The 12,721-nt window shown below is 73.6% G+C and carries 9 protein-coding genes and 1 riboswitch; of the genes, 2 read left to right on the top strand and 7 right to left on the bottom strand.

The features are described from left to right. Position 1: 1 nt before the first annotated feature. Entirely contained in the window at positions 2–2,503 is a 2,502-nt protein-coding gene (locus tag ABWI07_RS09610) for a multicopper oxidase domain-containing protein (protein ID WP_353818253.1), read from the bottom strand. Beyond that, positions 2,500–3,642, bottom strand: a complete 1,143-nt coding sequence (locus ABWI07_RS09605) for a DUF8744 domain-containing protein (RefSeq protein WP_353818252.1) — start codon at positions 3,640–3,642, stop codon at positions 2,500–2,502. The genes ABWI07_RS09610 and ABWI07_RS09605 overlap by 4 nt, the downstream gene beginning before the upstream one ends. Before the next feature lie 55 nt (positions 3,643–3,697). Here ABWI07_RS09605 and ABWI07_RS09600 point away from each other — a divergent pair, with 55 nt between their 5' ends. Next, complete coding sequence (locus ABWI07_RS09600) at positions 3,698–4,462, top strand: DUF2249 domain-containing protein (RefSeq protein ID WP_149262664.1); 765 nt, start codon at positions 3,698–3,700, stop codon at positions 4,460–4,462. 72 nt (positions 4,463–4,534) lie between these two features. On the opposite strand, the gene ABWI07_RS09595 is transcribed toward ABWI07_RS09600, so the two are convergent. Together ABWI07_RS09595 and metH are read right to left on the bottom strand one after the other, a co-directional pair. Continuing rightward, entirely contained in the window at positions 4,535–5,236 is a 702-nt protein-coding gene (locus ABWI07_RS09595; protein WP_353818251.1) for a helix-turn-helix transcriptional regulator, read from the bottom strand. Between the two features lie 35 nt (positions 5,237–5,271). Then, positions 5,272–8,877 carry a methionine synthase gene (gene metH / locus ABWI07_RS09590; protein WP_353818250.1) on the bottom strand — a complete coding sequence of 1,202 codons (3,606 nt, stop codon included), beginning with the start codon at positions 8,875–8,877 and terminating at the stop codon, positions 5,272–5,274. A 24-nt stretch (positions 8,878–8,901) separates the two neighbouring features. Next, positions 8,902–8,984: riboswitch (S-adenosyl-L-homocysteine riboswitch) on the bottom strand. A 67-nt stretch (positions 8,985–9,051) separates the two neighbouring features. Between metH and ABWI07_RS09585 the strand changes: the two genes are divergently transcribed. Beyond that, positions 9,052–9,681, top strand: coding sequence for a nucleoside/nucleotide kinase family protein (locus tag ABWI07_RS09585; RefSeq protein ID WP_353818249.1), 630 nt, complete (start codon positions 9,052–9,054; stop codon positions 9,679–9,681). A 10-nt stretch (positions 9,682–9,691) separates the two neighbouring features. Here the strand turns inward: ABWI07_RS09585 and ABWI07_RS09580 are convergent, their stop codons facing one another. The 3 genes from ABWI07_RS09580 to ABWI07_RS09570 form a co-directional block, all read right to left on the bottom strand. Next, positions 9,692–10,066 (bottom strand): DUF6221 family protein, encoded by a 375-nt coding sequence (locus ABWI07_RS09580; protein ID WP_149262660.1) that lies wholly within the window; start codon positions 10,064–10,066, stop codon positions 9,692–9,694. Between the two features lie 73 nt (positions 10,067–10,139). Further along, entirely contained in the window at positions 10,140–11,393 is a 1,254-nt protein-coding gene (locus ABWI07_RS09575; RefSeq protein ID WP_353818248.1) for a lipase family protein, read from the bottom strand. Between the two features lie 80 nt (positions 11,394–11,473). Next, a complete protein-coding gene (locus ABWI07_RS09570; RefSeq protein ID WP_149262696.1) occupies positions 11,474–12,667 on the bottom strand; it encodes a glycosyltransferase in 1,194 nt (397 codons plus the stop codon). Positions 12,668–12,721: the final 54 nt, after the last annotated feature.

Raw genomic sequence — 12,721 nt, 5'->3', positions numbered from 1 at the left:
ACTACCCGGTGACATTCACGATCCCGTGGGCTCCGGATTCCCCGTGGCGCATGTCGTGGTCCACGAAGGGGTAGTGGCCGGCCTCGGGGACGACGGTCTCCACGAAGCCGCCTTGGCCGGGCGCCAGGTCGAGTATCTGCGCGCCGCCCGCGTCCCCCTTGCGCAGGAGATAGGCGCCTTCCTTGTAGACGGTGTCGAACTGGGCTCCGACGATGTGGAAGGCGGTGCTGGACGAGGGGCCCGCGTCCACCACCCAGACGCGGACGCGGTCGCCGGTTCGGGCCGTCAACGGGGCGTGGTCGTAGCCGGCGGCGGTGCCGTTGAACATCCAGGCGTCAGGGCGGCCGTCCTGCATCTTGGCGACCTGTTCGGGGGAGCCGGGGGCACCGCGGTACAGCTCGCCCTGGACGAGGGCGTATTCGCGGTCCACACGAGGCAGGCCCGGCGGGTCGATGATGACGGCGCCGTACATGCCGTTCCCTATGTGCTGGAGCATCGGCATCGTCGAGCAGTGGTAGAGCCAGGCGCCGGCGTGCTCGGCGCGGAAGCGGTAAGTGAGGCGTTCGCCGGGCTGGATGGTGCGCATGGGGACGTCCGGCGCGAGCGATCCTGCGTGGAAGTCGATGCCGTGTCCCATGGCGGCGTCGTTGACGAGAGTGATGGTGAAGACGTCGCCGACCTTGCCGCGTAGGACCGGGCCTGGGACGGTGCCGCCGAACGTCCACATGCGCTGGCGCACGCCTGGGGCGACCTCCAGTTCCTGTTCGGTGGCGTGCAGTTCGAGACGGTGCTCCTTGCCTCCTGGGGCGGGGGCAAGGGCGGCGTTATAGGGGCGCCAGTTCGGCGACATGGGGGCCGACAGGTCGAGCGGTCCGGATGACATCGCGTGGGAACCGCTCGTCCCGTGATGGTCGCCCGTCGCGTGAGCGCCGTCCGTCACGTTGATCCGCATCGTCATGCCGGCGGCGCGGTGGCCGGCGACGGTGCACCAGCCGTCGACGGCGCTCTTCAGCGGGGGCAGGGTCAGGGTCGCGGTCCGGCCCGCCGCGAGCTTGGGCGTGGCCTGCCCGGACGCAAGGCGCAGGTCGTGGGGCTGGGCGTCCTTGTTCGTGACGCGCAGGACGAGCCGGGTGCCGGGGGCGGCGTCGATCGTCCCGGGGCGGATGCGCATGTCGGCGAGCGTCACGTCCACGACGCGGGCGCCGGACGCGGGGACCGCCCGTGTGTCGGTGCTGTGCCCGGCAGGGCCGCCGTGCGCGGTGACGCCGACGGCGAGCGCGGTGAGCAGGACGCCCGCGCTGATGCCCGCGACCGCCGGGGACGGGCGGTGCGAGCGCAGGACGGACGCGGCGGCCGGCACGACGAAGGCGGCCAGCGCGGCGACGACGGCGGCCCAAGCGGCACGGACCGTCCAGGCGGGGACCGGGAGAACGAGCAGCGGCACGGCCGCGTTGACCACCGCCACGCGGACCGGCCAGGCGCGCTCGATCAGGGCGGCGTTGGCCTTGAGGGCGGCGGGGCCGCCGCCCAGCACCACGGGGAGCAGGAACGTGAGGGCGCCCAGGAGCGTCTGGCCGACGAAGCCCACCAGGACGAGGGGCAGCAGCCCGTCCAGGCTCTGCCGGGCCGCGTCCGCGACCAGGGTCACGACGAACCAGGCCGTCCCGGCGGCGAGCATCCAGGACGCGGCGTTGTGCGGATGCCGCCGCCGCAGGGTCTGCACGAAGGGGACGAGGGAGAGCGCGGCGGCGAGCGCGTAGAGGACGAGACCGGCAGCGGCGAGCCACCGCAGTTCGACGAGGAGTCCGGTCACGGCGGCGGCCAGGCCGGGGACGGCGGCGCGCAGCGACCAGCGGGCGATCCGTTCGGTGCCGTCCTGGATCCGCGTGCGCAGGACGGTCGGCCACAGCGTGAACAGCGTGCCGAGGACCGACAGGCCGACCCAGCCGAGCAGGTTCACGTGAGCGTGGGCGTCCCGCGCGGACGCGGCGTGCCCGGACGCCATCAGCCCGCCCAGCGTGCCCCCGGCGACCAGCGCTGCGCCGGCCCACACGTACCAGGTGACGACGTGCGCGAACCTCCCGGTCAGGGCGCGCCGCCCGCGCAGCGCCAGCACCGCGACGTGCGCGGCGACGACGCCCACCACGACCGCCGCGCCGCCGACGGCGACCGCCGGGACTCCCCCGGACACCCCGCAGAGGACGGCGACGATTCCCGCGTTCAGGACCGCCAGCCGCGTGAACGGCCACCAGCGCGCAGGCGGCGGAACGCGCAGGAGCGCGGCGGCGAAATGCTCCGTCCACGTGACGATGGCGTTGGTGACGGCGCCGAGCAGGAACACGTGGATCAGCAGCCAGTGCGGTGCGGGCAGCTCTCCGTGGAGCAGGGCCGCCACGACGGTCAGCGCGAGCCACGCGAGGACGGCGCCGTTCGCGACGGCGTGTCCGGCGGCGCGGGCCGGACGGGACGGCGCCGACTTCGGCCGCACACCGATGGACGTCAAGGCGTTTCCCTTCGCTGCAGGCGGGCCGCGGCCACGGCGCAGCCGCCGAAGAGCAGGAGCGACACCTCGCCGAGGACGCCTCCCGCCGTCCGCAGGCCCGGGACGCCCGAGAGGTCGCCCGCGAGCCGCAGGAGGAGGGACGCGTGGAGCAGGGCGAGGGGCGCGTAGAGGACGGGGTGGAACGGCAGGCGCACCCGGAGCACGGCGGGCAGGATCACCGGGGCGTGCCCGAAGACCATCGACATCACGAAGCCGAGGAACACGGCGTGCAGGGCGGCGTCGTACGGCCCGCCGCCGTCCGGCCGTCCGGCGGCGAGCCAGATCGAACCGGCCACGGCGAGCCAGACATATCCGGCGAGGAGGCAGGCGGCGGCGTAGCGCGGCAGGCCCGGCATGCGGACGGTCCGGCGGGCGACGTCGCGGACGGCGAGCAGGCCGGCGAGCGCGGCCATGCCGAGGCCGGTGAGGCGCCATCCCGCGTCCGGCCAGGGGACGGAGGCGGCGGCGCCCGCCAGGACGAGGGCCGCCGCGAGGACCGGTCCGGCGGTGGCGCGGCGGCCGGCGAACGCGATCCGGGCGAGTTCGAGCCGCTCCCCCGCGATCGTGAGGACCAGGAACGCGGCGAGCCACGGGACGATCTCGATGACCGTCCGGCCGCCGATCCACAGCAGGCCGCCCGCGTACCAGGCGACGGCGCCCGCCGTCTGGACGAGCAGGTCGGGCCCGGTGCGGCGGCCGGTCAGGACCGCGATGTAGACGGCGACGAGCCAGCCGCCCGCGGCGGTGAGCAGGAGCCGCCCGGGCCGGTCGAGCCCGGCGGCGGTGGCGAGGGCGCCGGCTCCGGCGAGCGCGGGGGCGGCGTAGGCCCAGGGGCTTGCGAGGGCGACGGCGCGTTCCAGGGAGATCAGCGTGCCGAGGAAGCCGAGCGCCATCAGCGGGCCGTGCCCGGCGGCGAACCCGGCTCGCGGGAGCGGGACGTCTAGCCCCAGTAGAACGAGGGCGCCCCAGAGGGCGGCGACGAGGGAGAGCAGCGCCCCGGCGAGCATCGGGAGGCGGCGCACCGCGAGTCCGCGCCCCGCCCCGGCTCGCACGGCGGCTCCCGCCCGCGTCCCGGCCACCCCGCCCGCCTGTTTCTCCATGACAGAAGTATAAATACATATAGTGTTGTGAAAAACAGATGCAGGAGGAGTGCTCATGACCACATCGACCGCCCACCCGCAGCAGGACACCGTCCAGGCGATCCGCGACCACCACGAGCGGCTCGGCCGGACCATGGCCGACCACGCCCTCACGATCACCCGCGCGGCCGACCAGCTGGCCGCCCCCCATGACCGGCGCGACGCGCTCGCCGCGTTCTGCGAGGAGGAGGTCCTCCCGCACGCCGACGCCGAGGAGAAGACCCTCTACCGGGCCGCGGAGGACCTCCCAGAAGCGCGGCTGCTGCTGCGCGCGATGCTGGCCGAGCACGCCGTCCTGCGTGAGCGGGTAGCCGAACTGCGGGCGGCGCGGACGCCCGGCGAGGCGGTCGGCGCGGCGGCGGCGCTCAACGCGCTGTTCCAGTCGCACCTGGCGAAGGAGAACGACCTGATCCTGCCCGCGCTCGTGGACGCGGGCGTCGACCTCGCCGGGCTGCTCGCCGGCATGCGGGAGGTCCTCGGCGGCCCCGCGAAGGGCGCGGGCTGCACCTGCGGCGGCCACGACGACCCCGGCACGCCCGGCGCGACCGCCGAGGTGACCGGCGGGGAGCTGGACGTGCGGACCCTCGTCCCCGCCCAGCGGCACGCGCAGATCTTCGAGGCGTTCGGCGCGCTCGCGGCCGGGACGGCGTTCGTCCTCGTCAACGACCACGACCCGAAGCCGCTGTACTACCAGTTCGCCGCCGAGCACCCCGGCGAGTTCACCTGGGAGTACGAGGAGGCCGGGCCCGAGGTGTGGCGCGTCCGCATCGGCCGCCCCTGACCCGGCGGAACCCGCCTGGCGGCCGCGGCGCGGTGGCCGCCAGGCGTTCCGGCTGTTCAGGCGTTCCGGCCGTCAGGCGTCGGGGGCTTCGGAGTCGGTCTCGGTGCGGCTGAGGTGGGCCAGGCACAGGTGCGGCTCGACGAACGGTTCGAGCCGGTCGGCGGCCAGCGGCGCCCGCATCTCGGCGAGCGCGCCCTGGATCAGGCCGAGGTGCAGCGGGCAGACGATCTTCCGGTCGCTTTCGGCGATCTCCAGGAAGGGGCAGTGGACGAGCCGGAGCACGAGGTCGTCCCCGGCCTGCGAGTCGAAGCCGATGCCGTTCAGGAAGTCGGTCAGCCGGTCGAGCGCCTCGTCCGGCCCGACCTTCTGGAACGGCTCGGGCGGCTCGGCGAGGTAGCGCCCCCAGGCGCGCCCGGCCTCGGCCGCCGCGCCGGACGGGTCGTCCATGGTCCCGGCGACGAGGCTGGTGAGGATCTGCGCGAGCAGCCGGTAGCTGCGCACGCCCTCGCCGTCGTCGCCGCGCACCGCCCGGTAGAGCGCGCGGGGACGGCCCGGCCGCCCGCCCTCCGCGGGCCGCTCGGCGGCGCGCTCGGCGAGGCCGGCGCCGACCAGGCCGTCCAGGTGGAGGCGGACGGTGTTCGGGTGCAGCCCGGTGCGTTCGGCGGCCTCCCGGACACCGAGAGGGCCGAACGCGCGCAGGACCTCCAGGACGGCGGACCGGCTGGCGCCGAGCGGAGCGCCCGGCGCGCCGTCCACCAGCTCACGTTCACCCATTCCGCCATTTTATACAAGCGGAGTGGTAAAAACCATCAGGAGGGGTCGTAGGCCAGGTTGGGGGCCAGCCAGCGCTCGACCTCCGCGACCGGAAGGCCGCAGCGGCCGGCGTAGTCCTCGATCTGGTCCTTGCCGACGCGCCCGACGGTGAAGTAGCGCGACGCCGGGTGGGCGAAGATGAGCCCGCTGACGCTGGCGGCCGGGGCCATCGCGTAGGACTCGGTGAGCTTCATCCCCAGGCGGCTCGCGTCCAGCAGGTCGAACAGGGTCTGCTTGAGGCTGTGGTCGGGGCTCGCCGGGTACCCGAGGGCGGGGCGGATGCCGCGGAACCGCTCGGCGTGCAGGTCCTCCAGGGCGGGGTCGGCGTCCGGCTCGAACCAGGCGCGGCGGGCCTCCAGGTGGACGTACTCGGCGAACGCCTCGGCGAGCCGGTCCGCGAGCGCCTTCACCATGATCGACTTGTAGTCGTCGTTCTCCTGCTCGAACTTCGCGGCGAGGTCCTCGGCGCCGAGGATCGTCACCGCGAAGCCGCCGAGGTGGTCGCCGGACGGGGCGACGTAGTCGGCCAGGCAGCGGTTGGGGCGGCCCTCCGGCTTCGACGTCTGCTGGCGCAGCATCGGGAAGCGCGCCACGCCGGGCAGGATGATGTCGTCGCCCTCGGAGTGCGCGGGCCAGAAGCCGTAGGCGCCGTGCGCCTCGAACGCGCCGTCGGCGATGATCTGGTCGAGCAGTTCGTTGCCCTCGTCGAACAGCTCGCGCGCGACGGGCTGGTCGAGGATCGCCGGGTACTTGCCCTTCAGCTCCCAGGCCAGGAAGAAGAACTGCCAGTCGATCATCTCGCGGATCGCGGCGATCTCCGGCCGGACGATCCGCACCCCGGTGAAGTCGGGCGTCGGCAGGTCGCCGAAGTCGACCCGCTCGCGGTTCTCGCGGGCCTGCTCGACGGTGAGCAGCGGGCGGCGCTGCTTGTTCTCGTGCTGCTCGCGGAGCCGGGCCTGCTCCTCGCGGTTGGCGGCGTCCAGCGTCGCGGCGCGCCCGTCGTCGAGCAGGTCGGAGACGACGCCGACGACGCGGGAGGCGTCCAGGACGTGGACGGTCGTCGCGTCGTAGGCGGGGGCGATCTTCACGGCGGTGTGCTGCCGGGACGTGGTGGCGCCGCCGATCAGCAGCGGCAGCTTCATGTCGCGGCGCTGCATCTCCGCGGCGACCGAGACCATCTCGTCCAGCGACGGGGTGATGAGCCCGGACAGCCCGATCGCGTCGGCGTTCTCCTGGATCGCGGTCTCGAGGATCTTGGCCGCGGGGACCATGACGCCGAGGTCGATGACGTCGTAGTTGTTGCAGCCGAGGACGACGCCGACGATGTTCTTGCCGATGTCGTGCACGTCGCCCTTGACCGTCGCGAGGACGATCTTGCCCTGGCCGCGGTCGCTGTGCACGCGGCCGGCGGCGAGCGCCTCCTGCTTCTCCTTCTCCATGAAGGGCTCCAGGTAGGCGACCGACCGCTTCATCACACGGGCGCTCTTGACCACCTGGGGGAGGAACATCTTGCCGGACCCGAACAGGTCGCCGACGACCTTCATGCCGTCCATCAGCGGGCCCTCGATGACGTCGAGGGGGCGTTCGGCCTGCTGCCGGGCCTCCTCGGTGTCGTCCTCGATGTAGTCGATGATGCCGTGCACGAGGGCGTGGGAGAGGCGCTCGGCGACCGGCGCGTTCCGCCAGGACAGGTCGACCTCGCGCTTGGTGCTCTCGCCCTTGACGTTCTCGGCGAACGACACGAGCCGGTCGGTGGCGTCGGGGCGCCGGTCGAACAGCACGTCCTCCACCATTTCGAGCAGGTCGGCGGGGATGTCCTCGTAGACGGCGAGCTGCCCGGCGTTGACGATGCCCATGTCGAGGCCCGCCCGGACGGCGTGGAACAGGAACGCCGAGTGCATCGCCTCGCGGACGACGTCGTTGCCCCGGAAGGAGAACGACAGGTTGGAGATGCCGCCGCTGGTGCGGGCGCCCGGGCAGCGCTCCTTGATGAGGGGCAGCGCGTCGATGAACGCCTTGGCGTAGCCGTTGTGCTCCTCGATGCCGGTCGCGACGGCGAGGACGTTCGGGTCGAAGATGATGTCCTCGGCCGGGAACCCGACCTCCTGCGTGAGCAGGTCGTAGGCGCGGCCGCAGATCTCCACCTTGCGCTCGGTGGTGTCGGCCTGGCCCCGCTCGTCGAAGGCCATGACCACGACGCCGGCGCCGAAGTCGCGGATGCGGCGGGCCTGCTCCAGGAACGGGCCCTCGCCCTCCTTGAGGCTGATGGAGTTGACGACGCCCTTGCCCTGGACGGTCTTCAGCCCCGCCTCCAGCACGCTCCAGCGCGAGCTGTCGACCATGATCGGGATGCGGGCGACCTCGGGCTCGGTGGCGATGAGGTTGAGGAACGTCGTCATCTCCCGCTCGCTGTCGAGCAGGTCGGCGTCCATGTTGACGTCGAGCAGGTTCGCGCCGCCGCGCACCTGCTCGAGCGCCACGTCCACGGCGGCCTGGTGGTCGCCCGCCTCGATGAGCTTGCGGAACTTCTTGGAGCCGGTGACGTTGGTGCGCTCACCGATCATGACGAAGCCGGTGTCGGCGCCGATCGCGAACGGCTCCAGGCCGCTGAACCGGCTCGCCGCGCCGGGCCTGGCGACCTCGCGCGGCCCCATCCCCCGCACCGCCTCGGCGATCTTGGCGATGTGGTCGGGGCCCGTCCCGCAGCAGCCGCCGACGACGTTGACCATGCCGGACGCGGCGAACTCGCCGACCTTGGCGGCCGTCTCCTCCGGCGTCTCGTCGTAGCCGCCGAAGGCGTTCGGCAGGCCCGCGTTCGGGTGGCTGGCGGTGTAGGTGCCGGCGAGGCGCGCCAGCTCCTCCACGTGCGGGCGCATCTCGTCGGCGCCGAGGGAGCAGTTCACGCCCACGACCAGCGGCTCGGCGTGCTCGATCGAGCGCCAGAACGCCTCCACCGTCTGCCCGGACAGCGTCCGGCCGGACAGGTCGACGATGGTCACCGAGATCCACAGCGGCAGGTGCGGGGCGACCTCGCGGGCGGCGGCGATCGCGGCCTTCGCGTTCAGCGTGTCGAAGATCGTCTCGATCAGCAGCAGGTCGACCCCGCCCTCGGCGAGCCCGGCGATCTGCTCGGCGTAGGCGGCCTTGACCTGGTCGAACGTGACGGCGCGGTAGGCCGGGTCCTCGACCCGCGGGGACAGCGAGAGCGTGACGTTCAGCGGGCCGATCGAGCCGGCGACGTACCGCCCGCCGAACTCGTCGGCGGCCTGCCGGGCCAGCCGTGCGCCCTGCACGTTCATCTCCCGGACCAGGCCTTCGAGGCCGTAGTCGGCCTGCCCGATGCTGGTCGCGGTGAAGGTGTTGGTGGTCGTGATGTCGGCGCCCGCCCGCAGGTACTGCCGGTGGACGTCCAGGATCACGTCGGGCCGGGTCAGGTTCAGCAGGTCGGGGTCGCCGGTGACGTCCTTCGGGTGGTCGTCGCCGATGCGGTCGCCGCGGTAGTCGCCGGGGGTCAGTCCCGCACCCTGGAGCATCGTGCCCCAGGCGCCGTCCAGCACCGCGATCCGCTGCTCAAGGAGTTCACGCAATGGAGTTCGAGTCATGTCTTTTCGAGCACCTCCCATGGAATCTGGGAGGCGCCCTTGCGGAATCAGGTGTGTCCCGGGCCGAGCGTGGCGGGCTCTCGCCCGTTGCAGCGCCTCTCGGCCCGGTACCGAGGTTACATTCCGAGGGGCCGGTGTGTCAGGCGCGGCCCGGGTTGCGGGCAGGATGAGGTGATGCACGCACGACCGATCTCGCCGTCTCTGGTGGTCGAGGAGCTGGCCGACCGGATCGCCGCTTCGAAGGCCGGTTCCTGGTCGCGGGTGGCGATCGACGGTGCGCCGCCCGCCGCGCCCTCGGACCTGGCCGACGCGCTCGTCTCGCCGCTGCGCGCTCTGGGGCGCGACGTCGTGCGGGTGTCGGCGCGCGACTTCCTGCGCCCGGCGTCGCTGCGCTACGAGCACGGACGGGACGATCCGGACGTCTTCTACGACGAGTGGCTCGACGTGGGCGGGCTCGTCCGGGAGGTGCTGGGGCCCCTGGAGCCGTCCGGCACGGGAAGGGTCCTGCCGAGCCTGTGGGACGCGGCGCTCGACCGGGCGACGAGGGCGGACTATGTGCGCGTCCGGCCCGGCGGAGTCCTCCTCCTGGACGGTTCGCTGCTGCTCGGCCGGGGGCTGCCGTTCGAGCTGACCGTCCACCTGACGCTGTCGCCCGGCGCGCTGGCCCGCCGCACCCCCGGCGACGAGGCGTGGACGCTGCCCGCCTACGCGCGCTACGACACCGAGGTCCAGCCCGTGCGCGCCGCCGACGTCGCCCTGAAGATGGACGACCCGGGACATCCGGCGCTGATCACGGCCGCCTGACCACCGACACTCAGGGCCGCCATTCCTCCTGGTAGGCGGGGTGGTGGGCATAGGCCAGCGCGAGGAGGCGCAGGACGTTCTCCCGGACGGACTGGGCCGCGTCCAGCTCGGGGGTGCGGTGGCCCTGGCCGAGGATCCAGGCCTGCTTCTCGTACTCGTCGACGATCTGGCGCTTGGCGGCCGCCTCGGCGAGCGCGCGGGACGGGGCGTGGCGGGCGATGTGCTCGGCGTACGCGTCGTTCTCCGCCGTCGCGACGTAGGCGGGATCGTCCGTGTCGGTGCTGACCGTCCCGGAGGGGGACGCCTTCCAGGGGGAACCGGAGCAGGCGCGGGCGATCTGCTCGTCCCGGTCCAGCCGGGCGCGGAGGAACTCCACCAAATCCATAGGGCCATCCTGCCCCCTGCGGAGCGGGATGGCCCTACGGGATCGCCTTACGGGAAGGCCCTCCGGTGCGCGGTCAGGCGGCGCAGTTGCCGGTGACCGGCTTGCCGGCGAACCGGTCGGCGAGGAACGTCATCGCGTCGGGCTCGCTCCAGAGCATGCCGGTGGCGTGCTCGGCGAAGGTGTAGGTCTTCCAGGTGACGTTGGCACCCTTCGCGCACCACGCCTTGTGGAGGGTGTCGGCCTGCCCGGCCGGGATGATCTCGTCGTAGACGGCCTGCGTCTGGAGCACCGGGGCGCTCGGGGCGGTGGAGCCGAGCCTGTTGGCGTCCAGGCGCCGCCGCCACTCGGGCGTGGCCAGCGGGTCGCTGGTCGTGAAGTCGCTGATGTGCTTGAACGCGGTCTGGACGACCGTGAGGGGCCCGTCGAAGCTGACCAGGCAGATGTCCTTGGCCTTGGCCAGCAGCGCGCGGCCCTCGTCGTTGAGGTACTTCTCCAGGTCGAGCTCGGGGTAGGCGGCGTCGTAGCCGACGGCGGCCATGAACATGAGCGCGATGAACGGGGAGCCGTCCAGGCCCTTGGCGACGGCCTGCAGGTCCGCCGGGACGCCGCCCGCGAACACGCCCTTGATCGTCAGGTCGGGGGCGTAGGTCTTCGCCAGCTCCGCCGCCCAGCCGGCGGTGGTGCCGCCCTGCGAGTAGCCCCAGATGCCGACCGGCGAGCCGCCGAGGCCCGCGTCCGGGAGGCGCCGCGCGGCGCGGGCGACGTCCAGCAGGGCCCGCCCCTGGGAGGTGCCGACCTCGTAGGTGTGCTGGCCGGGGGTGCCGAGGCCCTCCATGTCGGTGACGGCGACGGCCCACCCGCGGCTGAGCGCGTCGGCGATGAACAGCTCCTCGTAGTCCATGCCCTGGGTGAGGGTGTAGGACGGGGCGCAGGCGTCGCCGAGCCCGCGCGTCCCGACGCCGTACGCGACGAGCGGCCGCTCGCCCTGGCCCGTCCACTCCTTGGTGGGGACGAGGACCATGCCCGACACGGCGTTGGCCTGCCCCTCCCCCGTCTGCGACCGGTACAGCACCTGCCAGGACTTGACGCCCTCGTACGGCGAACGGCTGATCGGGTCGACGGTGAACACTGCGGGACGCGACCGGATGACGTCACCGGGCGCGCCCGCCGGGAGCGGGGAAGGCGGCTGGTAGAACGGGTCCTCGGCCGGAGGCGCGGGAGCCTGCGGCGCCGCGGCGGCGGTGCCCTGCAGGGCGGCCGCCGTCATGGCGAGGCCGACGCACGACGCCACGGCGGCGCGCACGACCCGGCGGACGGTGTTGGACATGGCGGGTAACCCTTCGACATGGCGGCGAGACGCCCCTGCCGTCGGCATGACGGCCACCTGACCGTAACGTAATTAGACACTTACTCCAATGTCGCCGGGGGAGCATCCTCGGCGCCGGTTTTGTGCGTGGCTGACAAAGTGCGGCCCTTCCAGGCGCCGCCCTGCCCGGCGCGGTGCCGGCGCGCGGAGTCGAGCGTCATCGCCGCGTACAGCAGTGCCACGAGCGGCAGAGCCGGAGCGCGCGCGGGCGACAGGCCGTAGAAGCGCAGCATCGGCACGTAGGTGGCCGCCATGAGGGCCCAGGCGATGGCTCCCGCCGCGAGGGCGAGCCCGCCGGGGCCGGACGGTCCGGCGGCCAGTCCCGCGACCGTCGCGGCGGGCGGGACGGCGTAGAGGAGCAGCAGGCCGGCGACGGTCCCGGCGAGCAGGACGGGCGAGTAGCGCAGCTGGTGGTAGGCGCTGCGGGCGATCATCGCCCAGAGGTCGGCGAGGCGGGGGTAGGGGCGGCGGCTGGCGACGTCGCGGCCGAGGTCGAGGCGGCAGCGCCCGCCCGCGCGCTTGACCAGCCGTCCCAGCGCCACGTCGTCGATCAGCGCGTCGTGGATCCGGGCGAGGCCGCCCGCCCGCTCCAGGACGGCGCGGCGCACGAGCATGCAGCCGCCCGCGGCGGCGGCCGTGCGCGCCCCGTCGCGGCCGACGCGGCGGAACGGGTAGAGCTGGGCGAAGAAGTACACGAAGGCGGGGACGACCACCCGTTCCCAGCCCGTGCGGGTGCTGAGCGTGGCCATCTGCGAGAGCAGGTCACGGCGTCCTGCCTCGGCGGCGCGGACGAGCCTCTCCACGGTGCCGGGGGCGTGGGCGATGTCGGCGTCGGTGAAGAGGAGGAAGTCGGGTTCGCCCGCCGCCCGGACGCCCTCCGCCATCGCCCAGACCTTGCCCGCCCATCCCTGCGGGCGCTCCCTCGCGGGCACGATCGTCAGGGCCGGGTCGCCGCCCGCCAGAGAGGCGGCCGTCTCGGCGGTGCCGTCGCCGCTCCCGTCGTCGACCAGGACCACGCGGAACGCGCCCGGGTAACGCTGGGCGAGCAGCGTCGGCAGGGTCTCCGGGAGGACGGCGGCCTCGTCGCGCGCCGGGACCACGGCCACGACCTCGGGCCACGGGTCCGGCTCCGGCGCCTCGGGCAGGCCCGGTCCCGTCCGCCAGAAGCCGCCGTGCGCGAACGCCAGGTACAGCCATCCGGCCAGCGCCGCCAACGCCAGGGCGCCCACGACCATCACGTTCCGCAGCCTCGCACCGCGCCGGCGCCCCGTCCACCAACGGCGTCCCGA

The sequence above is a fragment of the Actinomadura sp. NPDC000600 genome (assembly GCF_040492135.1).
In the GTDB taxonomy this organism is placed as follows: domain Bacteria; phylum Actinomycetota; class Actinomycetes; order Streptosporangiales; family Streptosporangiaceae; genus Spirillospora.
The sequence above is the reverse complement of the archived record's forward strand: the minus strand, read 5'-3'. Positions and strand labels throughout refer to the sequence as shown.

Coding starts and splice junctions, on each gene's coding strand:
- ABWI07_RS09605 (WP_353818252.1), bottom strand. CDS start 3,642: ATGGAGAAACAGGCGGGCGGGGTGGCCGGGACGCGGGCGGGAGCCGCC.
- ABWI07_RS09600 (WP_149262664.1), top strand. CDS start 3,698: ATGACCACATCGACCGCCCACCCGCAGCAGGACACCGTCCAGGCGATC.
- ABWI07_RS09595 (WP_353818251.1), bottom strand. CDS start 5,236: ATGGGTGAACGTGAGCTGGTGGACGGCGCGCCGGGCGCTCCGCTCGGC.
- metH (WP_353818250.1), bottom strand. CDS start 8,877: ATGACTCGAACTCCATTGCGTGAACTCCTTGAGCAGCGGATCGCGGTG.
- ABWI07_RS09585 (WP_353818249.1), top strand. CDS start 9,052: ATGCACGCACGACCGATCTCGCCGTCTCTGGTGGTCGAGGAGCTGGCC.
- ABWI07_RS09580 (WP_149262660.1), bottom strand. CDS start 10,066: ATGGATTTGGTGGAGTTCCTCCGCGCCCGGCTGGACCGGGACGAGCAG.
- ABWI07_RS09575 (WP_353818248.1), bottom strand. CDS start 11,393: ATGTCCAACACCGTCCGCCGGGTCGTGCGCGCCGCCGTGGCGTCGTGC.
- ABWI07_RS09570 (WP_149262696.1), bottom strand. CDS start 12,667: ATGGTCGTGGGCGCCCTGGCGTTGGCGGCGCTGGCCGGATGGCTGTAC.